Source organism: Pseudomonas sp. SDT291_1_S447 (genome assembly GCF_054070155.1).
On sequence record NZ_JBSVXS010000007.1, the window covers coordinates 1 to 21,763 of the forward strand.

General features: G+C 57.8%; 24 protein-coding genes. 16 read left to right on the forward strand and 8 right to left on the reverse strand.

What is annotated here, in order from left to right:
- Window positions 1–68: 68 nt before the first annotated feature.
- Together ubiA and ACW9IR_RS04235 are read right to left on the reverse strand one after the other, a co-directional pair.
- Entirely contained in the window at window positions 69–959 is an 891-nt protein-coding gene (gene ubiA / locus ACW9IR_RS04230; RefSeq protein WP_095119769.1) for a 4-hydroxybenzoate octaprenyltransferase, read from the reverse strand.
- Complete coding sequence (locus tag ACW9IR_RS04235) at window positions 959–1,519, reverse strand: chorismate--pyruvate lyase family protein (RefSeq protein WP_102902464.1); 561 nt, start codon at window positions 1,517–1,519, stop codon at window positions 959–961. The genes ubiA and ACW9IR_RS04235 overlap by 1 nt, the downstream gene beginning before the upstream one ends.
- 201 nt (window positions 1,520–1,720) lie before the next feature.
- Between ACW9IR_RS04235 and ACW9IR_RS04240 the strand changes: the two genes are divergently transcribed.
- From ACW9IR_RS04240 to ACW9IR_RS04250, 3 genes are all read left to right on the forward strand, one after another.
- Entirely contained in the window at window positions 1,721–1,888 is a 168-nt protein-coding gene (locus ACW9IR_RS04240) for a rubredoxin (RefSeq protein WP_003437744.1), read from the forward strand.
- A gap of 21 nt (window positions 1,889–1,909) precedes the next feature.
- Window positions 1,910–3,058, forward strand: coding sequence for an NAD(P)/FAD-dependent oxidoreductase (locus ACW9IR_RS04245; protein ID WP_457461829.1), 1,149 nt, complete (start codon window positions 1,910–1,912; stop codon window positions 3,056–3,058).
- 190 nt (window positions 3,059–3,248) lie between these two features.
- Entirely contained in the window at window positions 3,249–3,524 is a 276-nt protein-coding gene (locus ACW9IR_RS04250) for an HU family DNA-binding protein (protein ID WP_003213368.1), read from the forward strand.
- A 96-nt stretch (window positions 3,525–3,620) separates the two neighbouring features.
- Here ACW9IR_RS04250 and ACW9IR_RS04255 read toward each other — a convergent pair whose 3' ends face one another.
- From ACW9IR_RS04255 to ACW9IR_RS04280, 6 genes are all read right to left on the reverse strand, one after another.
- Complete coding sequence (locus ACW9IR_RS04255; protein ID WP_095119772.1) at window positions 3,621–3,977, reverse strand: hypothetical protein; 357 nt, start codon at window positions 3,975–3,977, stop codon at window positions 3,621–3,623.
- A 95-nt stretch (window positions 3,978–4,072) separates the two neighbouring features.
- Window positions 4,073–6,409, reverse strand: a complete 2,337-nt coding sequence (locus ACW9IR_RS04260) for a lipase family protein (protein ID WP_457461831.1) — start codon at window positions 6,407–6,409, stop codon at window positions 4,073–4,075.
- On the reverse strand, window positions 6,406–7,242 hold the full coding sequence (locus tag ACW9IR_RS04265) for a hypothetical protein (protein ID WP_457461833.1): 837 nt from the start codon (window positions 7,240–7,242) through the stop codon (window positions 6,406–6,408). Before ACW9IR_RS04265 ends, ACW9IR_RS04260 begins: the two co-directional genes overlap by 4 nt.
- On the reverse strand, window positions 7,239–8,030 hold the full coding sequence (locus tag ACW9IR_RS04270; protein WP_457461835.1) for a hypothetical protein: 792 nt from the start codon (window positions 8,028–8,030) through the stop codon (window positions 7,239–7,241). The genes ACW9IR_RS04265 and ACW9IR_RS04270 overlap by 4 nt, the downstream gene beginning before the upstream one ends.
- Entirely contained in the window at window positions 8,027–8,875 is an 849-nt protein-coding gene (locus tag ACW9IR_RS04275) for a DUF4123 domain-containing protein (RefSeq protein ID WP_102901490.1), read from the reverse strand. The genes ACW9IR_RS04270 and ACW9IR_RS04275 overlap by 4 nt, the downstream gene beginning before the upstream one ends.
- Window positions 8,872–10,896 (reverse strand): type VI secretion system Vgr family protein, encoded by a 2,025-nt coding sequence (locus tag ACW9IR_RS04280; RefSeq protein WP_457461838.1) that lies wholly within the window; start codon window positions 10,894–10,896, stop codon window positions 8,872–8,874. The genes ACW9IR_RS04275 and ACW9IR_RS04280 overlap by 4 nt, the downstream gene beginning before the upstream one ends.
- Window positions 10,897–11,612: 716 nt before the next feature.
- Between ACW9IR_RS04280 and tssA the strand changes: the two genes are divergently transcribed.
- The 13 genes from tssA to tssG are packed head-to-tail and all read left to right on the forward strand — an operon-like array spanning window position 11,613 to window position 21,761.
- Window positions 11,613–13,175 carry a type VI secretion system protein TssA gene (tssA, locus tag ACW9IR_RS04285; protein ID WP_038359349.1) on the forward strand — a complete coding sequence of 521 codons (1,563 nt, stop codon included), beginning with the start codon at window positions 11,613–11,615 and terminating at the stop codon, window positions 13,173–13,175.
- Between the two features lie 32 nt (window positions 13,176–13,207).
- Window positions 13,208–13,711 carry a type VI secretion system contractile sheath small subunit gene (gene tssB, locus ACW9IR_RS04290; RefSeq protein ID WP_003229587.1) on the forward strand — a complete coding sequence of 168 codons (504 nt, stop codon included), beginning with the start codon at window positions 13,208–13,210 and terminating at the stop codon, window positions 13,709–13,711.
- A gap of 25 nt (window positions 13,712–13,736) precedes the next feature.
- On the forward strand, window positions 13,737–15,212 hold the full coding sequence (gene tssC, locus ACW9IR_RS04295) for a type VI secretion system contractile sheath large subunit (protein WP_007920272.1): 1,476 nt from the start codon (window positions 13,737–13,739) through the stop codon (window positions 15,210–15,212).
- Between the two features lie 9 nt (window positions 15,213–15,221).
- Entirely contained in the window at window positions 15,222–15,629 is a 408-nt protein-coding gene (gene tssE, locus ACW9IR_RS04300; protein WP_007920274.1) for a type VI secretion system baseplate subunit TssE, read from the forward strand.
- Window positions 15,630–15,640: 11 nt separating this feature from the next.
- A complete protein-coding gene (locus ACW9IR_RS04305; RefSeq protein ID WP_095119779.1) occupies window positions 15,641–16,141 on the forward strand; it encodes a PAAR domain-containing protein in 501 nt (166 codons plus the stop codon).
- 14 nt (window positions 16,142–16,155) lie between these two features.
- Window positions 16,156–16,980: a hypothetical protein gene (locus ACW9IR_RS04310; protein WP_095119780.1), complete on the forward strand. Its 825-nt coding sequence runs from the start codon at window positions 16,156–16,158 to the stop codon at window positions 16,978–16,980.
- Entirely contained in the window at window positions 16,970–17,314 is a 345-nt protein-coding gene (locus tag ACW9IR_RS04315) for a hypothetical protein (RefSeq protein WP_102901484.1), read from the forward strand. Before ACW9IR_RS04310 ends, ACW9IR_RS04315 begins: the two co-directional genes overlap by 11 nt.
- A gap of 22 nt (window positions 17,315–17,336) precedes the next feature.
- Window positions 17,337–17,744 carry a hypothetical protein gene (locus ACW9IR_RS04320; RefSeq protein WP_258014195.1) on the forward strand — a complete coding sequence of 136 codons (408 nt, stop codon included), beginning with the start codon at window positions 17,337–17,339 and terminating at the stop codon, window positions 17,742–17,744.
- Window positions 17,745–17,766: 22 nt separating this feature from the next.
- A complete protein-coding gene (locus ACW9IR_RS04325) occupies window positions 17,767–18,144 on the forward strand; it encodes a hypothetical protein (RefSeq protein ID WP_457461841.1) in 378 nt (125 codons plus the stop codon).
- Window positions 18,141–18,557: a hypothetical protein gene (locus ACW9IR_RS04330; protein WP_110718144.1), complete on the forward strand. Its 417-nt coding sequence runs from the start codon at window positions 18,141–18,143 to the stop codon at window positions 18,555–18,557. The genes ACW9IR_RS04325 and ACW9IR_RS04330 overlap by 4 nt, the downstream gene beginning before the upstream one ends.
- The gene (locus ACW9IR_RS04335) at window positions 18,550–18,975 is read left to right on the forward strand and encodes a hypothetical protein (RefSeq protein WP_110718143.1); all 426 of its coding nucleotides are present in this window, start codon (window positions 18,550–18,552) and stop codon (window positions 18,973–18,975) included. Before ACW9IR_RS04330 ends, ACW9IR_RS04335 begins: the two co-directional genes overlap by 8 nt.
- Window positions 18,976–19,002: 27 nt before the next feature.
- Window positions 19,003–20,790 carry a type VI secretion system baseplate subunit TssF gene (gene tssF / locus ACW9IR_RS04340; protein WP_007920286.1) on the forward strand — a complete coding sequence of 596 codons (1,788 nt, stop codon included), beginning with the start codon at window positions 19,003–19,005 and terminating at the stop codon, window positions 20,788–20,790.
- Window positions 20,754–21,761, forward strand: a complete 1,008-nt coding sequence (gene tssG / locus ACW9IR_RS04345) for a type VI secretion system baseplate subunit TssG (protein WP_457461844.1) — start codon at window positions 20,754–20,756, stop codon at window positions 21,759–21,761. The genes tssF and tssG overlap by 37 nt, the downstream gene beginning before the upstream one ends.
- Window positions 21,762–21,763 lie beyond the last annotated feature (2 nt).

Below are 21,763 nucleotides of genomic sequence, written 5' to 3' on the forward strand. Positions count from 1 at the left end.
TCAGTCAGCATTTTCGTTAACTGACACACCGCTATCGCGAGCAGGCTCACTCCTACATTGATTGGTGTTTAGCGCAACGCGTAATCCAGCACGATCCCGACGAAAATCGCCAACCCGGCCCAGTGGTTGTGCAGAAACGCCTTGAAGCAACGCATGCGGTCGCGATCCCGCGTGTACCAGAATTCCCACGCGTAGCACCCGGCAGCCACCAGCAAGCCGAGATGGAACCACATCCCCAACTCGAACTTCGAACCGGCCAGCAACAGGCAACCCAGCGACAACGCCTGCAAGCTCAGGATGATCACTCGATCCGCTTCGCCAAACAGAATCGCCGTCGACTTCACGCCGATCTTCAAATCGTCATCGCGATCAGTCATCGCGTAATAGGTGTCGTAACCCACCGTCCACAGCAGATTGGCGATCCACAACAGCCACGCCGCCGCCGGCAACTCGCCCGTCTCCGCAGTGAACGCCATCGGCATGCCCCATGAGAACGCCGCACCCAGCACCACTTGTGGGTAATAGGTGTAGCGCTTCATGAACGGATAAGTGAACGCCAACGCCAGACCGCCCAGCGACAGCCAAATGGTCGGTGCGTTGGTGCACAGCACCAGCAGAAAACTCACGCCCATCAACAGCGCAAAGAACACCAAGGCTTCTTTCGAGCTGATCCTGCCTGCCGCCAAGGGCCGTTGCGCGGTGCGTTTAACGTGGCCGTCGACCTTGCGATCGGCCCAGTCGTTGATCACGCAGCCCCCGGCGCGGGTCAGCACCACGCCGAGGACGAAAATCACGATATTGGCCAGCGACGGCGAGCCTTTACCGGCAATCCATAACGCCCACAGCGTCGGCCACAGCAGCAGGTAAATGCCGATCGGCTTGTCCATCCGGGTCAACTGAATGAAATCCCAGGCACGCGGGTTCAAGCGGTTCAGGGACTTGAGCAGGCTCTGATACATCAGCAGTTCTCCGGATGGGCGCGGGCGGCGGTCCACAGGCTCGGCAGGAAGATTTCCGCAACCAGGACGCTCAGCGCGCCACGATCAAAGCGCGAACGACGGCCCCACAGCTCGGGCGCTTTCGCGGCTGGCGGCAGCCATTCCTCAGGGTAGTGGCAAACTTCGAGGGCGCGGCGCTGGAAGGCCTGATCGCAAAACAGCAATTCGCCCAGCGAGCGGCTGCCCAGTTCGTCCATGTGCAAGCCGTCACCCTGCAAAGCGGCGCGCGATGCGACGCTACGGGCGAACACCCAAGCCTCGCCGTGGCCGCGCAAATACACCTCGCGCACCCAGCCTTCGCTGCCCTCGGCCAGATCCAGTGCGGCACATTCGTCAGCGCGCAGGGTGTCCCAGCCTTCAAACAGTGGCGTGACGCTGAAGCCGTCATTGGACAACCGGGTCAGTCGGCGGGTGAGCGAGCCTTCGTCGAACAACCAGTCGAGGGTCAACGAATCGGGGAGGGGCGTCAGTCGGCTTTGGGTCAGCCAGAGCGGGGTCGGGCAGGCATTTGAATGTTGCACAATGAGTCATTATTGGCCGCAAATGAGGCGGCGAGCTTACCATGGCGAGCTGCGCTATTGATTGATCCGGGTCGCCGTTGCGCCGAACAGGCTTGCATCTGCCCGGCACCATCAGTACAAAACGCCCTGAGCCGGATGGCAGCGCAGCACCCATCGACCGTCCGCGCCGGCACCCAGCCTGAACCCTGAGGAAGTACCTGAATGAAAAAGTGGCAATGCATCGTCTGTGGCCTGATCTACAACGAAGCCGATGGCTGGCCGGATGACGGCATCGCGCCGGGCACCCTGTGGCAAGACGTACCGGAAGACTGGCTGTGCCCGGACTGCGGCGTCGGCAAGATGGACTTCGAAATGATCGAAATCAACTAAGCAAATCGAAAGGAGTAAGGCATGAGCGCACCTGTCGTCATCATTGGCACTGGCCTTGCGGGCTACAACCTGGCCCGAGAGTTTCGCAAACTCGACAGCGAAACCCCGCTGCTGCTGATCACGGCTGATGACGGCCGCTCTTACTCCAAGCCGATGCTCTCCACCGGTTTCGGCAAGAACAAAGACGCCGATGGCCTGAGCATGGCCGAACCGGGCGCCATGGCCGAGCAGTTGAAGGCCGAGGTGCGCACTCATACGCGCATCAGCGGCATCGATGCCGGCCACAAGCGTCTGTGGATCGGTGAAGAAGCGGTGGCCTACCGTGACCTGATCCTCGCTTGGGGTGCAGAAACCGTGCGTGTGCCCATCGAAGGCGATGGCGCGGATCTGGTGTTCCCGATCAATGATCTCGAAGACTACGCACGTTTCCGTGCGGCAGCGGCCGGTAAGCGCCGCGTCTTGCTGCTGGGCGCTGGTCTGATTGGCTGCGAATTCGCCAACGACCTGATCCTCGGCGGCTACGAAGTGCAACTGGTGGCGCCGTGCGAGCAAGTCATGCCGATGCTGCTGCACCCGGCCGCTGCGGCTGCCGTGCAGGCCGGACTGGAAAGCCTCGGTGCGAAATTTCATCTCGGCCCGGTACTGACCCGATTGCAGAAAGTCGCCGACGGCCTCGAAGCGCATCTGTCCGACGGCCAGGTCATTCCTTGCGATGTGGTGGTCTCGGCCATTGGCCTGCGTCCGCGCATCGATCTGGCGGCGGCCGCTGGCGTACAGGTCAATCGCGGCGTCGTGGTCGACCGGCACCTGAAAACCTCCCACGCCAATATCTACGCCTTGGGCGACTGCGCCGAGGTCGACGGGCTGAATCTGCTGTACGTAATGCCCCTCATGAGCTGTGCGCGAGCACTGGCACAAACCCTCGCCGGTAACCCGACCGCCGTCAGCTACGGCCCGATGCCGATCACCGTGAAAACCCCGGTCTGCCCGCTGGTCGTATCGCCACCGCCACGGGGCAGCGAGGGCGTTTGGACTGTCGAAGGGCAGGGCGCTGACGTCAAAGCCCTGTGCCACAGCGCCGACGGCCAATTGCTCGGTTACGCGCTGACCGGTGCAGCCGTGATGGAAAAACTCGCCCTGAACAAACAGCTTCCGGCCCTGCTGGCGTAAATACCGGTCGTTCTGTCGGAATCACCCCGCTTTTGCCCCTACAAAGGTCGCGGGGAGACTGGCGCCGCCGGTATCCGCGTGCCATTCTCACTCCCGTCTGCCGCAGAGTAGAGCCTGCGGCGCCTTGGGCGCTGTTCCAACGAGAACAGCACGGACATAACAACAAAAAACCGTCAAAGGGGCTTCACTAATGCGTAAACCAGAACTCGCCGCTGCAATCGCTGAAAAAGCAGATCTGACCAAAGAACAGGCCAACCGCGTACTCAACGCCGTTCTCGAAGAAATCACCGGCGCTCTGCACCGCAAGGACAGCGTCACGCTGGTCGGCTTCGGCACCTTCCTGCAACGCCACCGCGGCGCCCGCACCGGCAAAAACCCGCAGACCGGCGAACCGGTCAAAATCAAGGCCAGCAACACCGTGGCGTTCAAGCCAGGCAAATCGTTGAAAGACAGCGTTAATCCATAAGTGCGGCGGATCCCCTGAATAGCGGGGGAACACTGTAATAAAAAATGGGCACACCGATTGCGGTCGGGTGCCCATTTTTTGTGGCTGCAAATCGGCTTATTGACGCCGGAAGCAGGCCTTGCCATTGCCGAAGTCCACGGCCAGGCAATTTGGCTCAATAGTCAATTGCAGATCCTCGAACAGGGCAGACAAATCGTTATCGGAAGCAGGCTTGGTTGCACTTTTCAGCGTCAGTATGTCCTTGTCCACCTGCCAGTTGCCTTTGGCAAAACCGTCGGCACTGCCGTACGACACACCCGCGTCAAAGGTGCCGTCCTTGCGCAGCAGCAATTCAGCGCCCATTTCCATCGCGCCAACCAGGTAATAATGGCCGTCCAGTGACGGGGTGTCCGCTGATGCTTGGGTGGTTGGCAGCCACATAAGTGCTACGAAAAATACGGCTTTCAATTCCATGAGGTGAAGCTCCTTACCAGCCTTTGTAGAGGGTGCCGAATTCTTTGGCACTGGATTCTGGCATAGCCAAGGTTTGCCCGCGCGTTGTTTAGCCACTACACAATCGAATCAATATCCAGCTGAAACGGCGCGCCAACGGCATGCCCACCGGTCATTGCGGCAATAGCGGCATCGTGGTCTTCGGCGGCTGGCGGAATCATCGCCAGTTGTTCCTGAACGAGGTTTTCCGGGTGAGCGTTCCAGCGCAGCAGGTTTTCCTGCACCCACTCGGGCTGGTCGGCGTAGCTGCCGTAAACGTCGGCTTCGGTGACCCGCTGGCCGCGCAGGTCGACCAGGCGCGCCTGGGTCATTTTGATTTTGTCTATTTCATTGTTGAGAACCGTGGTTTTGTGATTTCTTTCCTGGTGACGGACATAGGCGCTGGGGTGAGCCTGGATCTCGCGCTCAACGGCACGCAGTTGCTTTCTGATATTTTCCAATGCGCCGCTGACCCATTCGAACTCCCGGGGTGTGACCAAAGAGCGTTTGTGCTGCTGGGCCTCTTGCCAGCGGCGCAGGCTTGCCCAGCAGCCGGGGATGTAGCTGCCGACCATCGAGTGATCGCCTGCCGCGAAGAGCTGCTTCAGAAAAGAGCCGCGCTTGGGCAAGCCATTGATATTTCGCAAGGCTTCGGCACAGCCGTGATCGTTGATGATGCTGCAGCCCGGCTGCCAGAGAATGGAGGATTGGTGTTCCTTGCCAAACACTACGGGCATGAAATGGCGCAGCGCCCCGTGATGGCCGTAATCGTCACCAAAGAAGTTGGTCATTCCCCAGACAAGCAAGGCAAAACCGGCGGCGGGGGTAATAACCAGCACTGCTCCATTGGCGATATACATCGGCTCTGGTTTGGCGAAGGTGTTCATCCAAGTGGCGGGTACGCTCGGAACCGGGTCGTTCTGATTGACGATGCGGTGGTGGATCAACGCCTTGGCACTGTCGATGAAAGTGGTGTCGCCGGCGCGAGGGGCGCCGTAGGTGTAGAGAACGATCTGCGGAAGATAGCGCTGATTCCGGCGCAGCATCTCCGACAAAATAAGTGCTATTGCCCCGCCCAGGCTGTGCCCGGTAATCAGCAGTTTTTGGCCGCTGTAGAATCGCTCCAAATAGCTCACTACAAACGGGTAAACCGCTTGAGCACCACCGTAGAATCCGCGGTGCACCTTGCCTTCTCCTTCTTCAAAAGGAACCTGATAGGCATCCCCATCCCGCATCGCATCGGGTTTTATTTCACTGGTTCCGCGTACGCTGATTAATATCAATTCGTCGTGATGGGTGATGAAGGCTTGGGTGTCTGTGCTGTTGTTTTTATCGCGATCATCGAAAAAGTGCAGTTTGGCCGGGTGCTCCTGCTGATCACCCAAGTCGGGGCTGTTTACCTCGGGATAGAGCGATGGATCGAACGGCACCACTTCCAGACGGTTCGAGTAAGGCACCTCCTCATACAAGGGGTAGAACTTCTTCGTTTGCAGGGCATCGACTTTCCACAGTTCATCAAACTGCGGCAGGGCATGGCCGAACCAGTGGCCGCTGCTGGGTTGCACGGTGAAGGTCACGCTGTCAGTCCTCACCGGTTGGGTGTTCGGCTCTTGGCCGAAATCGGTGTAGCTCAGCGTGGCCATCAATGACAGTTGATAGAGGTTGAGTGCGCAGAATTCGTCGCCGGTCGACAGCATGGGCCGTAGTGCCCTCATCGGGCGTACTTCCAGCACGTGATGTTTGTTGGGCAACAGGGCGATGCCCTCGGGTTTGGGAGGCGGTGGGAAGAATCCAAGTTCGACCGTAGCCATATCCGCTTTACTGAAGAGGACGCTCAGTCCGGCATCAAGCGCGGATCTATCGACGACGGCGAAGCTTCTGGATTTTGGCGCCGGGCGCATCAGTTTATGCACCACCATGTTCGGTGGATCTCGCCGCAGGGCCAGAGGCGGCAAGTGCGCAATGTGGTTTACCAGTTCGCTGACTTCTATCTGGCAGTAAGCATTGGTTTCGGCGAGGTCTTTTGCTGGGTTGGCTTGGGTACGTACGCCTGTTTTGTGGAAAAAACGGGTTTTTTCGGCGCGTACTTGGAGTTCAGTGATGGGGAGGGGGTAGTGTTTCCTGCGAATCAACTCGCTGTAATCATCATTTCTTCCTTGATACGAATGAGTGAGCTTAAGTACCACGGGCCCACAAAAATGGTTTTTCACATTTCCGGATCCCTTAGCGTCCAGTTTGCCCGTGTAAACGGTGTCCTCGTGATCAATGATTTCGTAGGTCAACCCGGCGTAGGGTTTGCCATCACCAAATTCGTCCACTAATTGAAAACTCGTCGAATGCCCGCGCCTTGGGCAGGCGTGGATGCTGCCTTGCATAAACTCTGCGACGTTTGGATCTAACGGTTCAATGCTCATGGGGTCTCATCCTTGTTTTCCGTGCAGCCGGGGTAGATGGTGCAAATTCGTTCGTCCACCATCCTGAAGGTGCTGAAGTCCTTGTGATTGCCGTAACAAAAAGCATGTTGATCTTCGAAGCCTTTCCCCATGCAACGCTTCCATCCATTTGGCTGCTTTACCCATGTGTCACCCATGTAGGGCTCTTCCTCGTCGGACAACTTGATCTTCAGCCTTACGGTTATCCCCGCTAGCTGAGTCAGCGTGTACGCCGTGGAAGGACGGCTTCGCCCGACATTGCCCTGCGCATCCATTTTTTTGCAGGTCAGCAGTTTGATCAGGTAACGCTTCGGCCCGACGGTGCGAAAAAGCCACATGCACTCACCGAAGAACTCAGCTGTCTCGTCATCTCTGAAAGTACCCATTTGTCGCTCCAGCAACTCCGGACGCACGGCAAATGAGGCGTAGTCATAGCTGCTGTCACTTCGCTCCGGACCAAAAACACCGATGACCTTGATCTCCACATGGTTCAGCACCAGCGGGCAGTTACTCGCTGTTTTGTACAGCTCAATTTCCGCAGTGCTGACGTATTCCATATTGGGTTTATTGAAGCTGACCCAGAAATCCGGCTTTCCCGCGACTCTGCACGTTTCTCCTTCGAGGGGCAGGTAGATGGCTTTCAGTTCGTACTTGAAGTTAGGTGGGAGGTCGGGGACAAAGGTGAATGTGTTCGGTTTGCCCACAGCCGAACAACCCAGAGTCAAAGCAAGGCAACTGTTCAATGCCAGACATTGAAGGACTCGTTTGAAGTGGGGGTAATACACCTGCGAATGCGGTGTCTTTTGATCCGTCATGGGGTCTCGTCCTTGTTTTCAGTGCAACCCGGATAAATAGTGCAGATCCGTTCATCCACCATCCTGAAGGTGCTGAAGTCCTTGTGATTGCCGTAACAAAAAGCATGTTGATCTTCGAAGCCTTTCCCCATGCAACGCTTCCATCCATTTGGCTGCTTTACCCATGTGTCACCCATGTAGGGCTCTTCCTCGTCGGACAACTTGATCTTCAGCCTTACGGTTATCCCCGCTAGCTGAGTCAGCGTGTACGCCGTGGAAGGACGGCTTCGCCCGACATTGCCCTGCGCATCCATTTTTTTGCAGGTCAGCAGTTTGATCAGGTAACGCTTCGGCCCGACGGTGCGAAAAAGCCACATGCACTCACCGAAGAACTCAGCTGTCTCGTCATCTCTGAAAGTACCCATTTGTCGCTCCAGCAACTCCGGACGCACGGCAAATGAGGCGTAGTCATAGCTGCTGTCACTTCGCTCCGGACCAAAAACACCGATGACCTTGATCTCCACATGGTTCAGCGCCAGCGGGCAGTCGCTTACGGTTCTGTAAAGCGGGACTACGGAGGTGCTTTCGTATTTCATGTTGGTTTTGTTGAACCCAAGTTGAGTACCTTTTCCACCCGGCACCGAGCATGTTTGATCTTTGGTGGGCACATAGGTGGCCGTCAGGTCGTACTTGAAGTTGGGTGGAAAGTCGGGGACAAAGGTAAACGTGTTCGGCGTACCAACCGTAGAGCAACCCAGGGTCAATGCAGTGCAACTGCCAAGTGCCAGATATTGAAATGCACGTCTCATAGGGGGCCGCTCTCCTGCCAATACAGCACCTGCTGATACACCCGCTCAAAGTGCACCGCCGAGTCTTCTCCGGTTTTGGGCAACCATGAGTTGGGCGGCACATACCCCGGTAGCTGAAGACTTTGGGCCAGCAAAAAGTGCACTTGCTCCGGTTGCTGCCAGCCCCACAGGCGCGTCAGCTGAATCTGTCCCCACAGCCAGTCATCCATGTCGAGTTGCTCCGCTAGCTTGGCCATCGCTTCAGTGTGCTCACCCACCAGATAGCGACGGGCGTTGTCGAACAGCACGTTTGCGTAAATCAGCTCCGGTATGGGCGTCTGCAGCCATGGCGGGTCGATGGGCAGCGGGTGTTCGCCGGGGGCCGGGTTGTCGGCGACGTTCCATTGCCCGGCATGCCAGTAACAGATGCTGCTGACCGGCCCGAGCAACGCTGCGTATTGCTCGGGTTGCAGATGCGCCAGCGCGCGTCCGAGCACGCGGTTGTCATGCACGCGATACACCGCCAGATTGGGGCGTTGGCCAGTCACCACGCGGTCGCGCCAATGGTTTGCCAAATCCTCCAGATCTACGTGCTCGGCGCTGGCCAGCCAACCCCAATGGCGTTCGGGGGTGGCGAGCAATGTCTGGATGACGGGGTGGCGTGCCGTGTCGATTCGAAGCAGCAGCGGACCGGTTTGCGCCAATGACTCAGCCGCCGTGCCCGCGTACAAATGACGAAATTGCTCAGTGCCGAGGTCGGCGGCCAGTGCGGTGCGTGCTTCGCTCTGACCGTCGGAGTCGAGCATCAGAAACAGATCACGTCCGGCGCGGGACTGTTCGTGCAGCCATTGTTCGACCCGGTTCATGCGACTTCTCCCAGGCCGCACTGCCCAGCCGCACAGGCTTCGCACAGCGGGCAATAATCCGCCGCTTGCTGGCGAGCACTGTTGACGATCGACAGCGGTGTGGCACTGACAGGAGGGGCGATGCCGCCCACTGCCTGCAGCGGCTGGAGTGGCGCGATGCCCGCCAACGGCGCACCGCCCTCGACGATGGGCACGCTGCTGAAAATCCCGCCGGCGTTGATGACGATGTGGTGCCCACCCGCCGACAGCGTCAGGCTCATGCCGGCGTCGATCACCACGCTGCTCGCGGTGACATGCGCCTGCTGGCCGGCCTGAATCACCAGCGCTCCAACCGAGTGACTGCTGATGCCACTGACGGTCAGCAGATCATCGGCGTTGATCTGCGTACTTCGCACTCCGTGGTGGGTGCGCAGTGTCTTGCCCTCGATCAGGCTGGTGCTGTCATTGCCAATTTGCTCGAAGCGGTCGCGGGTAATCAGGCTGTGGCTGTCGTTAAGGATCAGTTGTTCCAGATCGCGCTGAGCCCGCAGGTAGATTTTCTCCTGGCCTGCACGGTCTTCGATCGACAGTTCGTTGTATCCGCCATTGCGCGGAGAGCTCTGGCTGCGCAACACCGTTCGGGTCTCGTTGGCCGGCAGTGGGTGGGCGGGGGATTTGACCTTGTTGGGTACGCAACCGGTGATCAGTGGTTGGTCGGGATCACCCTCCTGAAAGGTCACGACCACTTCCATGCCGATGCGCGGAATGGTTATCGCACCGAAACCTTCCCCCGCCCAGCTGGAGGCAACGCGTATCCAGCAACTGCTCTTCTCGTTATCGAGTTCTGCCCGGTCCCATGGAAACTCGACGCGAACCCTGCCGTATTCGTCGCAGAACGTCTCTCTTCCGGGTGGCCCGGTGACTCGCGCGGTCTGGCAAACCAGCACAGGTCTTGGCGCTGGCAGCGGCGGGCGATACAGCACGTCGGCCGGGATGGCCTTGAAAGTGTTGCGATAACCTTGAGTGAAGCCATCAGCCGTTTTGTCATCGCTGCTGAAAGCCTCTTCCAGCACTTGGGGCTGCTTACCTTCATGAGCAATGTTCAACAACAACCACATCTCGTTGCAGTCCGGTCGCGGATGTTCGGTCAGGTCGAAAAGATGACCGCTGCGCAATGTCGCTTGATTGCTCTTGCCCTCAATCCATTGATAGTCGCTGCGGTGCCGCTCCAGTGCATGGCGCACCTGCCGTTTGCCGTGTTTCTCAGACGTCATGAGCAGCGGATAGCGATAGTCTTCAAGTTCGGGCGTGAACTCGGCGGTGAAGCGACTCTCCAGCAACAGGCTCGGGCGTTTCAGGTCATAGTCGCGACGGGTGACCGTGCTGGTGCGCGTGTTGAAGCCCATGGTGAGGTGATTGACCACCGGATGTTCTGCAACCATGCCGCTGTCAGGCTGAAAAGCGGTCGCTCCCAATTTTGGGAAAAACACCTGACTGTCGCTGAACACCAGCAAATGCCTGTCGACCGAGTGCTGGTGATGCCACGCGATGCCGTCCTCGGCGCACAGGCGCTGGATAAAACGGAAATCGCTTTCGCCGTATTGCGTACAGTACTCACGCACCGGACTGGTGGTGACATTGAAGGTGAAGTCATCGGGCTGAATGCCCTGGCGTTGCAGAACCTGCGCAACAATTTGTGGCACCGTCAGGTTCTGAAAAATCCGTTGGTCGCGACTGAATTGCAGGTAGTGCAGCGCGGGCACCAGTGTGAGCTCATAGCGAGTCAGGCGTTTGCCGGACTCCGCCAGCATTACGTTTTCGATGCGCCCGTGAATGCCTTCCTGATTGGCGCCGAATTGCAGGAACGCAGGTCGGCTTAGCAACGCTTCCAGATCGACATCAGTCCGCTCGCTCACCAGTGCGACACGGATGGCATACAGCTGACTGATGGCTTCAACGCCGTTAAACGAAAGCACCTTGAAGTCGTGACGAAAAGCAGGAATTTGCAGGGTAAACAGTGCGCAATTGACCGTACCGAACATAGGCTTGTCCTTAAGCAAAGTGAGTCTTTGCGCGGTGTTCGATCCTCCCTGATCGCCACGCATAAAAAAATTTGCCAAGGCACGCTAGCTGTGTGGGAAATAAATTGATGTAAGAAGTGTCTCTGTCATCTGTCAGAGACTTCTGGGTTGTAAAACGCTGTATGAATTGAAGGAAAGGGCTGTAGGAGACCACTTCGGTATTTATTGAGTTAGCACGAATGTGCAGTGTTTACGAGGCTGTGAAAGTTTCACAAAAATACTTTGCCATCAAATTGATGGCACTTTTTCTGTTCGTCATTGTCCTCGCTGAATTATTCAAAGAGGCTGATGCATTTTCGGAAGTGTCCTACTTCTATTTTTTTCAAGAGTTGTCATGCTTGCCACCCTGTAATGGGACGAGCGTCCGGCAAGATGTCGTCTCGCCGCCCGGAAGCGCTCTGGCTCAGGGCTTTGGCTGGGGAGAGAGAAATGTGGCGAATATAAATGACTATCAGGGATTCCCTTGTGACATATAGGGCAATCTCCTACAGACCCCAATGAACACTTCGTCTTGTTGTTTAATCAGATGCTTGCTAGTGGCCATCATAGTGATTACGATGCGCCCACTTGAAAGAGCACATCTCAATTGGATGAGTCGCACCACCGCTCTTCGATACTGTCCCGCGCCGCGGTAACTCCAATAGGCGCCTGACTGTAATCCTTAATAAAGGCCATGGATGTCCTACTCAAGCAAACTTTCCGCCCATTACCTCGAACTCGCTAAAGTCTCTGTTTCCAAAGAGAATTTCGCGGGCGAAGACGTTCGTTTTTCGAGCGAATTCGAGGCGCTGGAAAGCGAGCTGGCCAAAGCCTCGTCGATGCACGAAAGCGGGCAGATCGACTGGCTGAAAATTCGCGAAAACAGCGAAAATCTGCTGCGTACCCAATCCAAGGATTTGCGTGTCGGCGCCTGGCTGACCTGGTCGCTGTACCAGCGTGAATCCTTCCCCGGGCTGCTGGCCGGCCTCGGTCTGCTGCACCATCTGTCGGAAAATAACTGGGCCGACGTCCACCCGCTCAAACCCCGCACCCGTGCCGCCGCCATCGGCTGGCTGGTGCCGCGTCTCGAGCAGGTCATCACCGAAAACATTGCGATCAAAGAGCAGTTGCCGATGTTCCGGCAGCTCTCCGAGCACCTGTCCGGTCTTGAAGCAGCGTGTGCTGAGCATTTGGGCGATGACTCGCCGCTGTTGCTGCCGATCTCCCGTCGCCTGAAAACCATGATCCAGCGCGCGGCTGACAATCAGCCAGCCCCCGGTGTGGTCGGTGCGGCGGTGGCGCAGGTCAAGCAGGCTGCCAGCCAGTTGCTCACCCCCGGCGCACCGATCGACAACGAGCGCGAGGCGCACAAAGCCCTGCGCGCCCAACAGGAAAGCGCCCGTCCGTTGTGCGCCTGGTGGCTCAAGCAGAAAGCCACCGACCTGCGCGCCCTGCGCCTCAATCGCACGCTGCTGTGGATGACCATCGACGCGGTGCCGGAGCGCAACGCCGAGCAGATCACTGTGTTGCGTGGCCTGCCGCTGGAAAAACTCAAGCTCTATCAGGACCGTTTCGATCAGGGCAAATACGCCGACCTGCTGGTGGAACTGGAGGCGAGCCTGGCGAAGGCGCCGTTCTGGTTCGATGGCCAGAGGATGGTCTGGGAGTGTCTCCAGAACCTCAACGCCGAGTTGGCAATGCGCGAAGTGGAAATCCACTTCGCGCTTTTGGTTCAAAGGCTGCCCGGCATTGTCGAGTTGCGTTTCCATGACGGCGCGCCGTTTGCCGATCCGTCCACCCGGGCGTGGATCGCCGCCAACGTCATGCCGCACCTGCAAAGCGCCAGCGCGCCGCGCAAGGTCGAAAGCGAAAACGTCGAAACCCAGCCGGCCTGGGAAAAGGCCCTCGAAGAAGTTCTGCCGCTGCTGCGCAAGGAAGGCCTGAAGCCTGCCGTGCAGACGCTCAAGCAAGGCTTGCAGTCGGCCCACGGTGGTCGCGAACGCTTCTTCTGGCAGTTCGCCCTCGCACGGCTGTGCTTCATGGCCAAGAAATACGAACTGGCCAAGAACCAGCTGGAAACCCTCGATCAGACATTACAGGACTCAGGCCTGCACGCCTGGGAGCCCGATCTTGCATTGGAAGTGCTGCATCTACTGCATAGCTGCTGCGAATTGTTGCCGCAGAACCATGCCGTACGTGAACGCAAGGAAGAGATTTATCGCAGGCTGTGCCACCTCGACCTCGAAGTGGTACTCGAATAGGCCCCAGGGCCACAACCGCAAGGAGAAAAGCCATGGCCAAAGAAGGCTCGGTAGCCCCCAAGGAACGCATCAACGTCACCTTCAAACCCGCCACCGGCGGTGCTCAGGAAGAGATTGAACTGCCGCTGAAGCTGCTGGCAATCGGTGACTACACCCACCGCAAGGACGATCGCAAAATCGAAGATCGCAAGCCGATCAGCATCGACAAGATGACCTTCGACGAAGTGTTGGCCAAGCAAGAACTGGGTCTGACGCTGAGCGTGCCGAACCGTCTGCAGGAAGATGGCGAGGCCGACGAGCTGGCTGTGCAACTGCGCGTCAATTCGATGAAGGACTTCAACCCGGCCAGCCTGGTCGAGCAAGTGCCTGAGCTGAAAAAACTGATGGAACTGCGCGATGCGCTGGTGGCCCTCAAAGGCCCGCTGGGTAACGCACCTGCGTTCCGTAAAGCGATCGAAGGCGTGCTCGCCGACGACGAATCCCGCGGTCGCGTACTCGGTGAGCTGGGCCTGAACGCCGCAGCCCCGGACGCCTGAGACTCCAGCCAAGGAAGCCAACACAATGAGCACTAGCGCAGCACAAGAGAAGAGCGCCGGCAACGGCGAGTACAGCATTCTCGACAGCATCATCGCCGAAACCCGTCTGACTCCGGACGACGAAGCCTACGACATCGCCAAGCGTGGCGTGTCGGCGTTCATCGAAGAACTGCTCAAGCCGCAGAACAACGGTGAGCCGGTCAAGAAGGCCATGGTTGACCGCATGATCGCCGAGATCGATGCCAAGCTCAGCCGTCAGATGGACGAGATCCTGCACCACCCGGACTTCCAGGCTCTGGAATCGTCGTGGCGTGGCCTGCAGTTGCTGGTCGACCGCACCAACTTCCGCGAAAACATCAAGATCGAAATCCTCAACGTCTCGAAAGAAGACCTGCTGGACGATTTCGAAGATTCGCCGGAAGTCATGCAGTCGGGCCTGTACAAGCACATCTACACCGCTGAATACGGCCAGTTCGGTGGTCAGCCTGTGGGCGCGATCATCGCTAACTACTACATGTCGCCAAGCTCGCCAGACGTGAAGCTGATGCAGTACGTGGCCAGCGTTTCGTGCATGTCGCACGCGCCGTTCATCGCTGCTGCCGGCCCGAAATTCTTCGGTCTGGAAAGCTTCACCGGCCTGCCGGATCTGAAAGATCTGAAAGACCACTTCGAAGGCCCGCAATTCGCCAAATGGCAGAGCTTCCGTACTTCGGAAGACTCCCGTTATGTTGGCCTGACCGTGCCGCGTTTCCTGCTGCGTAACCCGTACGATCCGGAAGAAAACCCGGTCAAATCGTTCGTGTACAAGGAAACCGTTGCCAACAGCCACGAGCACTACCTGTGGGGCAACACTGCTTACGCGTTCGGCACCAAGCTGACCGACAGCTTCGCCAAATTCCGCTGGTGCCCGAACATCATCGGCCCGCAGAGCGGCGGCGCAGTTGAAGACCTGCCGTTGCACCACTTCGAAAGCATGGGCGAAATCGAAACCAAGATTCCTACCGAGGTTCTGGTTTCCGACCGTCGTGAATACGAACTGGCCGAGGAAGGCTTCATCTCCCTGACCATGCGTAAAGGCTCCGACAACGCGGCGTTCTTCTCCGCCAGCTCGGTGCAGAAGCCGAAGTTCTTCGGCATCAGCGCAGAAGGCAAGGCCGCAGAGCTGAACTACAAGCTCGGCACCCAACTGCCGTACATGATGATCGTCAACCGCCTGGCTCACTACTTGAAAGTGCTGCAGCGCGAGCAACTCGGTTCGTGGAAAGAACGTACCGACCTCGAGCTGGAACTGAACAAGTGGATCCGTCAGTACGTCGCCGACCAGGAAAACCCGAGCGCCGAAGTCCGTGGCCGTCGTCCGCTGCGCGCTGCGCAAGTGATCGTCAGCGACGTTGAAGGCGAGCCGGGCTGGTACCGCGTGAGCTTGAACGTGCGTCCGCACTTCAAGTACATGGGTGCCGATTTCACCCTGTCGCTGGTTGGCAAGCTGGACAAAGAGTAAGAGCGACTCATGGACGGATACGGCAGCCTGTTCGAACGCCTCAACGGCGACGCGCAACTACGCAAGGGCAACAGCCTTGAGGCTTGTGCCATGGCGTCAGTGGCTGCCCATCTGGCCAAAATGCTCAGCACCCGGGCCGGCAGCGTGCAAACGCTGGCCGACTACGGGTTGCCCGATCTCAATGACATGCGCCTGAGCCTGCACGACTCCCTGAGTCAGGCCCGTCTGGCCATCGAAAACTTCATCGAAGCCTACGAGCCGCGCCTGAGCAACGTGCGTGTCATTTCCCTGCCGCGTGACCACGATCAACTTCGCCTGGCCTTCAGCATCGAAGGCCTGCTGGAAGTTGAAGGGTTCAAGCGTCAGGTCAGTTTTTCCGCGCGCCTGGATGGCAGCGGACAAGTGAAGGTCACCTAAGGAGATCCCCGATGTCTGGCAAACCAGCAGCACGCGTATCCGACCCCACCGCTTGCCCACTTCCCGGCCACGGTACAAACCCGATCGCCGCCGGTTCCGGCGACGTGTTCTTCGACGGCCTCGCGGCCGCCCGCCAAGGCGATGCCTCGGCGTGTGGTGGTGCGATGGTCGGCGATCTTGCGACGACCGTGTTGATCAACGGCAAACCTGCTGCAACGGTCGGTTCGGTGGGTTCGCATGGGAACAAGGTCACCGCCGGTTCTGGCACGGTGATCATCGGGAACTCGCATTCGCCTGTGGCGTTTGTGCCGCCAGTGCCTTTGATCATTCCGGGCTTTGATGCTCAGTTCCAGCTCAAGAACGGTCTGGGCAATCCGCTTGCCGATACTAAATACCTACTCCGTCGAGCGGATGGTTCTCTCGAAAGTGGAATCACCAATGAGTTGGGCCTGACTCATCGCGTGAAGGCCCATACAGCTTCCGAAAAAATCGAAGTTTTTATTGAGAGCTGAGGGAGTACTCGTTCATGGCCGAGGCTGAAAAAATCAATAAGGATGGGCAGGAATATGTGCCAGCTGGCGCGGCCGCGAGCACAAAAACCTCTGAGGTTGCGCCGGTAGAGTTACAGGTTTGCCGCTGTAACGGAAAAGAAGTCACAACGCTGGCTGGCTACGACAGCATCCCGAGCTATACCGGCGAGCTGCCTTCTCCGTTGCAAATTATGTGGTACGTGCCAAAAACCAAAGAAATGCTTAAGGCAAGTTTCTCTGATACAGAAATTCGTGTCTGGATAAAGCAGGCGGCTGAATATTATGGCGTCCCGCATATTTTGCTGGCGGTTATTCTGCAGCAGGAGAATGGACCTAAGGGCAGTAAATTTCTTCAAACCATGCAGTTCGGCGAACGGTCGCTGACCACTCTACTGGCGATTGTTGATAACTTGGCTTTCGATGCCGTCCCGGACAAGTTGGCCGGTGGCTCCAGCGGCTTTGCCAATATGAGTAGGGCAACATTGCAGAAGTCCGTTCAATACACAGAGAACTATTACTGCAAGAAACCTTTGCCCGAAGACGTTCAGTACCGGATTTTTGGCTGGAACCAGGACACGCGAATCCCGGGCGATGATTGGAAGGCAGACCTCTACTATTGCGCCGGCCATCTACGTGAACTGGTTGACCGGGCTACCGGGACTCGCTGTCACTCTGGAGCGCTGACCGCCGACCAGCTGAAAAAGGTGATTGCTTCCTACAACGGTTCGGGGCCGCTTGCCGAAAAGTATTCAACCGATGCTATGACGTTGTTAGACGCAGCGAAAGCAGGTACGGCGTGGTTGTATTTTTATGAAAGATAAACTTTCGACGTCTACCACTCTTGCGCTTGCTGCCGGAATTTTGGCTGTGGGGGTTGTCGTGTGGACAAATATTTTCTCTAATTCGCTGATGCTGTTAATGGACGGCGTTAATTTTATTCCTGCGGAATCTTCAATCCTCACCTTTGAACCTTATGAGATAAATCAAGGGTCGTCTTCCTATTGGATCTACGGTCAGGATGGGGAAAATTATTATTATTTTTCTTATGACGCGGCTGCGCCTTACATTTTTATTTCCAAAGCAAATGGTTGTCAGGGGTTTGATCGTCTGAACTTCAAAACATGGTGCAGTGCGAAACAAGGTACGAAGAAATGATCAGCGAGGCATCGATCTGCTCATGAAACAGTCAAGGATGATTTCCATGTCGGGGGGGGCAGTGTTTTTCACGTTTTTCATCCCAGTGACTACCTACGCCGCTCAGCAGGTCTACAGCAATAATGTTTTCCTGCTGAACACCTGTGGCGTGCCTCTGGAATTGTCCGTGGTGCATGACTCCAACTATGACGATAAAGCCCGCCGCTTGGTGTTGAATCCAAATCAGCGCAGAACTATCGCCAACTACAGATCGTTCGGCGAGGACGTAGCCGGTCAGATCAGCGACCAGTACAGCCTGTCGATCAAGAGCCCGACGGCGACCAAAACCATCGACGCGCAGACGTTGCGAAAGGCTGTCGCAAGCACCGAAAGAACTGAAGAAAAAGCTGTTCGTTCATGGGTCATTACTGATGGGGCGTTCTGTCCATGACGCACATGTTCGGGTCGGCTCAATGAAACTCAGAGCCTGGCAATGTCTTGTCGCTTTTCTCAGCTCGGTTGGTTTGCTGGTGATTCTGGTCGGCTTCGCGCTGCTGTTGCGAATGGAAAGCTCGACCGAACCAAAGCTGTTCGCTCATCCCAACGCGTTGTGGGTTGGCGCCGAGGATGGCGGGGTATTCGTTGAAGTTACCAGGAACGAGGCGCCGGACTACTACGTCGAGATTCGCCACGAGAATGGCGGAATGTGGACTGAGGGTTGGGTTCGATACGGCACACGGGACAGCTACCCATTGAGCGCTGCAGCCATTGGCGGCTATGACGGCGTCGAACTCTATGTGTATTCGGCGATGGCGATCACGTCGAAAAAACAGGGAGTGGCGCAGCGATGAATATCTACGCGCGTCTTGCACTCTGTCTGGCGATTCACGCGGCGGGATGCGTGGCCTACGTGTTTCTGAATAACGCAGTGGTTGTGGCCTACAAGGCTTTCAACGGCGGATTCACCACCCGTGGCGTGGCGATTGGCATCGCCCACTACATGTTCATCTACATATTTTTTGGCATAAACGCGCTGGCCGCGATCATCCCGAACCTGTGGGCCAAGCTCGGTCTGCTCGCTCTGATGGTTGCCTGGATTCTGTTCATGATGGTGCCGGACAACCCGCTACGTGCGCTGTTCTACACCGTGGCCCAAGGCGGAGTCACGTTGTTGGCGATTCTGCTCACGCAGGTGATTGAACTGCGTTGGGAAAGACTTGCGCTGATGCGGCAGACGTCGCCTGCGAGCCCTGCTCATGCTTAGTCGTGCGCAACTGAGCTTCTTCATGGCGGCCTTATGGTGGCCATTGCTGGCGGTGTTGGCGATCAGTTCCTATGACCTGTGGAATGGCGAGTATTCAACACCCGAGTCGTCCGGGATTTATTGGCAGTACCTGTTGTGGTGGGGAATTCCCGGGCTTTTGGGTTTTTCGCTATGGATGTCCCGATCGGCGCAGAGCCGCAACGAGCAGCAGGCATTGCGGATGGTTTGGTGGGCGCCGGTGAAGTTCATCCCGTTCTATGCCGTGCCATGGATGCTGTATGGCTTGCTCAGTCTGGCCGTCGGTCAGCTCAGTGATGCCTACATGGCGTACGGCTGGATCTCGATTGTGCCGTTTCTCCTGATTGGCGGTTACGTCTGTGCCGGCGTGACGGTCGCGCTCTACAGGATATTTTTTTGATGAGTTCCACTACCAGGCAGGTAACCCGTGTCCTTTAACCACTACTACCAAAGCGAACTCACCGCACTGCGCCAACTCGGTCGCCGTTTCGCCGAGCGTAGTCCGGCGTTGGCGCCGTATCTGGGGCAGGCCGGGCGGGATCCGGACGTGGAGCGGTTGCTCGAGGGCTTTGCGTTTCTCACCGGGCGTCTGCGCCAGAAGCTCGATGACGAGCTGCCGGAGCTCAGCCATTCGTTGATGCAATTGCTGTGGCCGAACTACATGCGTCCGCTGCCGGCGTTCAGCATTTTGCAGTTCGATCCGCTCAAGCGTTCCGGGCCGGCATTGCGCGTCGAGCGCGATACGCCGATCGAAAGCAAGCCGATCGAAGACGTGCGTTGCCGCTTCCGCACCTGCTACCCGACTGACGTGCTGCCGCTGGATCTGGCCGCGCTGAATTACTCGGTGAAGGGCGACGGCTCGCTGCTCAGCCTGCGTCTGGAAATGAGCGCCGACGGCCACCTTGGTGAGCTGGAGCTGAGCAAACTGCGTCTGCACTTTGCCGGTGAGCGCTACATCAGCCAGATGCTTTATCTGAGCTTGCTGCGCAACCTTGAAGGTATCGAGCTGATCCCGCTCGACGGCGCTGGCAAGCCGATCGATGGCGTCAGCGGCAAGCCGATGGCGTTCAAGATTCCCGGTGATCGGGTCAAACCGGTGGGCTTTGCCGAAGAAGAAGCGTTGATCCCGTATCCGCTGAACACCTTCCGCGGCTATCGCTACCTGCAGGAATACTTCGCCTTCCAGGACAAATTCCTGTTCGTCGACGTCAACGGTCTGGACATCATCAACGCGCTGCCGGAAGACACCCTCAAGCAGATGCGCGGCCTCGAATTGCGCTTCGATATCCGCAAGAGCGGCATCATGCGCATGCGGCCGACGCTGGATAACGTGAAGCTGTTCTGCACGCCGATTGCCAACCTGTTCGCCCACGACGCGCTGCCGATCCGCCTCGACGGCAAGCAGGACGAATACCTGCTGCTGCCAGCGGAATACGATCTGGAAAACTGCGGTGTGTTTTCGGTCGAAACCGTGACCGGCTGGAAGCCCGGCGGCCTCGGTTATCAGGAGTACGTGCCGTTCGAATCCTTCGAGCACGACCCGAGTTTCGACGTGCCCAACAGCCGTCCGCATTACAGCATTCGCCAGCGTTCGTCCTTGCTGCACGACGGCCTCGACACCTACCTGAGCTTCGGCATTCGTCACACCGAAGCTCACGAAACCCTGTCGATCGAGCTGATCTGCACCAACCAGAACCTGCCGCGCAAGCTCAAGCTCGGCGACATCTGCATGGCCTGCGAAGAGACGCCGGAGTTCCTCAGTTTCCGCAACATCACCCCGGCGACTTCCAGTTTCGCGCCACCGCTGAACCGTGACTTCCTGTGGAAGCTGATCAGCAACATGTCGCTTAACTATCTGTCGCTGGCCGACGTCAATGCGTTGAAGGTGATTCTCGAAACCTACGACCTGCCGCGCTACTACGACCAGCACGCGGAGAAAGTCAGCAAACGCCTGCTCGGCGGCCTCAAGCACATCAAGCATCACCACGTCGACCGCTTGCACCGTGGGTTGCCGGTGCGCGGTTTGCGCACCGAACTGACCATCGACCCGGAAGGGTATATCGGCGAAGGCGACCTGTTCGTTTTCGCTTCGGTTCTTAACGAGTTTTTCGCGCTTTACGCCAGTCTCAATTCATTCCATGAGCTGCGCGTAAAAAGCACACAGGGAGAGGTGTACCAATGGACACCACGTATGGGCCTGCAGCCCCTGCTTTAAGCGGGCTGACCAAGGTAATACGCGAGTACTCGCTGTTTCAGGCCGTGCTGCTGGTGATCGACCGGCTGCGCGAGGCACACCCGCACCTGAGCGAAGACGATCTGTACGACCACGTGGAGTTTCAGGCCAACCCGAGCCTGGGCTTTCCACGCAGCGACGTCGATCGCGTGGAGTTTTTCGAAGAGCACGGGCAGATGCGCGCGCGCATGCGTTTCAACCTGATTGGCCTGGTCGGCTCGGGTTCGCCGTTGCCGGCGTTCTACGGCGAACAAGCCCTGGGCGACAGCGAGGACGGCAACCCGACGCGCAATTTCCTCGACCTGTTCCACCATCGCCTGCAACGGCTGATGCTGCCGATCTGGCGCAAGTATCGCTATCGCGCAAGCTTCCAGAGCGGCGCGATTGACCCGTTCTCCTCGCAGCTGTTCGCCCTGATCGGCCTCGGTGGCGAAGAGATCCGCAAGGCCAAGGAACTCAACTGGAAGCGCTTGCTGCCGTACCTCGGCCTGCTCAGCTTGCGTGCGCACTCGGCGGCGCTGATCGAAGCCGTGCTGCGTTACTACTTCAAGCACGAAGACCTGGTCATCGAGCAGTGCATCGAGCGCCGCGTAGAAATTCTCGAAGAGCAGCGCAATCGTTTGGGCCGCGCCAACAGCGTGCTCGGCGAAGACCTTGTGCTCGGCGAACACGTGCGCGACCGCAGCGGCAAATTCCGCATTCACATCACCGAACTCGACTGGCAGCGATTCCATGAATTCCTGCCGATCGGTTTCGGTTACCAGCCGCTCTGCGCGCTGGTGCGGTTCACCCTGCGTGACCCGCTCGATTACGACATCCGCCTGGTGTTGCGCCAGGAAGAAATCCGCGAACTGCGCATCGGTGAGCAGAACGCCTGTCGCCTCGGTTGGACCAGTTGGCTGGGCCGCGAGAAAGCGGACGGCGTGGTGACCCTGGGCAGCAAAATTCATTAAGG

Excerpts from the sequence above, each read along its gene's own strand:
- ACW9IR_RS04255 (WP_095119772.1), bottom strand. The coding sequence starts at position 3,977 with ATGGAATTGAAAGCCGTATTTTTCGTAGCACTTATGTGGCTGCCAACC.
- tssE (WP_007920274.1), top strand. The coding sequence starts at position 15,222 with ATGGACGGATACGGCAGCCTGTTCGAACGCCTCAACGGCGACGCGCAA.
- ACW9IR_RS04260 (WP_457461831.1), bottom strand. The coding sequence starts at position 6,409 with ATGAGCATTGAACCGTTAGATCCAAACGTCGCAGAGTTTATGCAAGGC.
- ACW9IR_RS04325 (WP_457461841.1), top strand. The coding sequence starts at position 17,767 with ATGAAACTCAGAGCCTGGCAATGTCTTGTCGCTTTTCTCAGCTCGGTT.
- ACW9IR_RS04315 (WP_102901484.1), top strand. The coding sequence starts at position 16,970 with ATGAAAGATAAACTTTCGACGTCTACCACTCTTGCGCTTGCTGCCGGA.
- ACW9IR_RS04245 (WP_457461829.1), top strand. The coding sequence starts at position 1,910 with ATGAGCGCACCTGTCGTCATCATTGGCACTGGCCTTGCGGGCTACAAC.
- ACW9IR_RS04335 (WP_110718143.1), top strand. The coding sequence starts at position 18,550 with ATGCTTAGTCGTGCGCAACTGAGCTTCTTCATGGCGGCCTTATGGTGG.
- tssA (WP_038359349.1), top strand. The coding sequence starts at position 11,613 with ATGTCCTACTCAAGCAAACTTTCCGCCCATTACCTCGAACTCGCTAAA.
- ACW9IR_RS04270 (WP_457461835.1), bottom strand. The coding sequence starts at position 8,030 with ATGAGACGTGCATTTCAATATCTGGCACTTGGCAGTTGCACTGCATTG.
- tssB (WP_003229587.1), top strand. The coding sequence starts at position 13,208 with ATGGCCAAAGAAGGCTCGGTAGCCCCCAAGGAACGCATCAACGTCACC.
- tssC (WP_007920272.1), top strand. The coding sequence starts at position 13,737 with ATGAGCACTAGCGCAGCACAAGAGAAGAGCGCCGGCAACGGCGAGTAC.
- ubiA (WP_095119769.1), bottom strand. The coding sequence starts at position 959 with ATGTATCAGAGCCTGCTCAAGTCCCTGAACCGCTTGAACCCGCGTGCC.
- ACW9IR_RS04265 (WP_457461833.1), bottom strand. The coding sequence starts at position 7,242 with ATGACGGATCAAAAGACACCGCATTCGCAGGTGTATTACCCCCACTTC.
- ACW9IR_RS04310 (WP_095119780.1), top strand. The coding sequence starts at position 16,156 with ATGGCCGAGGCTGAAAAAATCAATAAGGATGGGCAGGAATATGTGCCA.
- tssG (WP_457461844.1), top strand. The coding sequence starts at position 20,754 with ATGGACACCACGTATGGGCCTGCAGCCCCTGCTTTAAGCGGGCTGACC.
- ACW9IR_RS04330 (WP_110718144.1), top strand. The coding sequence starts at position 18,141 with ATGAATATCTACGCGCGTCTTGCACTCTGTCTGGCGATTCACGCGGCG.
- ACW9IR_RS04280 (WP_457461838.1), bottom strand. The coding sequence starts at position 10,896 with ATGTTCGGTACGGTCAATTGCGCACTGTTTACCCTGCAAATTCCTGCT.
- ACW9IR_RS04305 (WP_095119779.1), top strand. The coding sequence starts at position 15,641 with ATGTCTGGCAAACCAGCAGCACGCGTATCCGACCCCACCGCTTGCCCA.
- ACW9IR_RS04320 (WP_258014195.1), top strand. The coding sequence starts at position 17,337 with ATGAAACAGTCAAGGATGATTTCCATGTCGGGGGGGGCAGTGTTTTTC.
- ACW9IR_RS04250 (WP_003213368.1), top strand. The coding sequence starts at position 3,249 with ATGCGTAAACCAGAACTCGCCGCTGCAATCGCTGAAAAAGCAGATCTG.
- ACW9IR_RS04240 (WP_003437744.1), top strand. The coding sequence starts at position 1,721 with ATGAAAAAGTGGCAATGCATCGTCTGTGGCCTGATCTACAACGAAGCC.
- ACW9IR_RS04275 (WP_102901490.1), bottom strand. The coding sequence starts at position 8,875 with ATGAACCGGGTCGAACAATGGCTGCACGAACAGTCCCGCGCCGGACGT.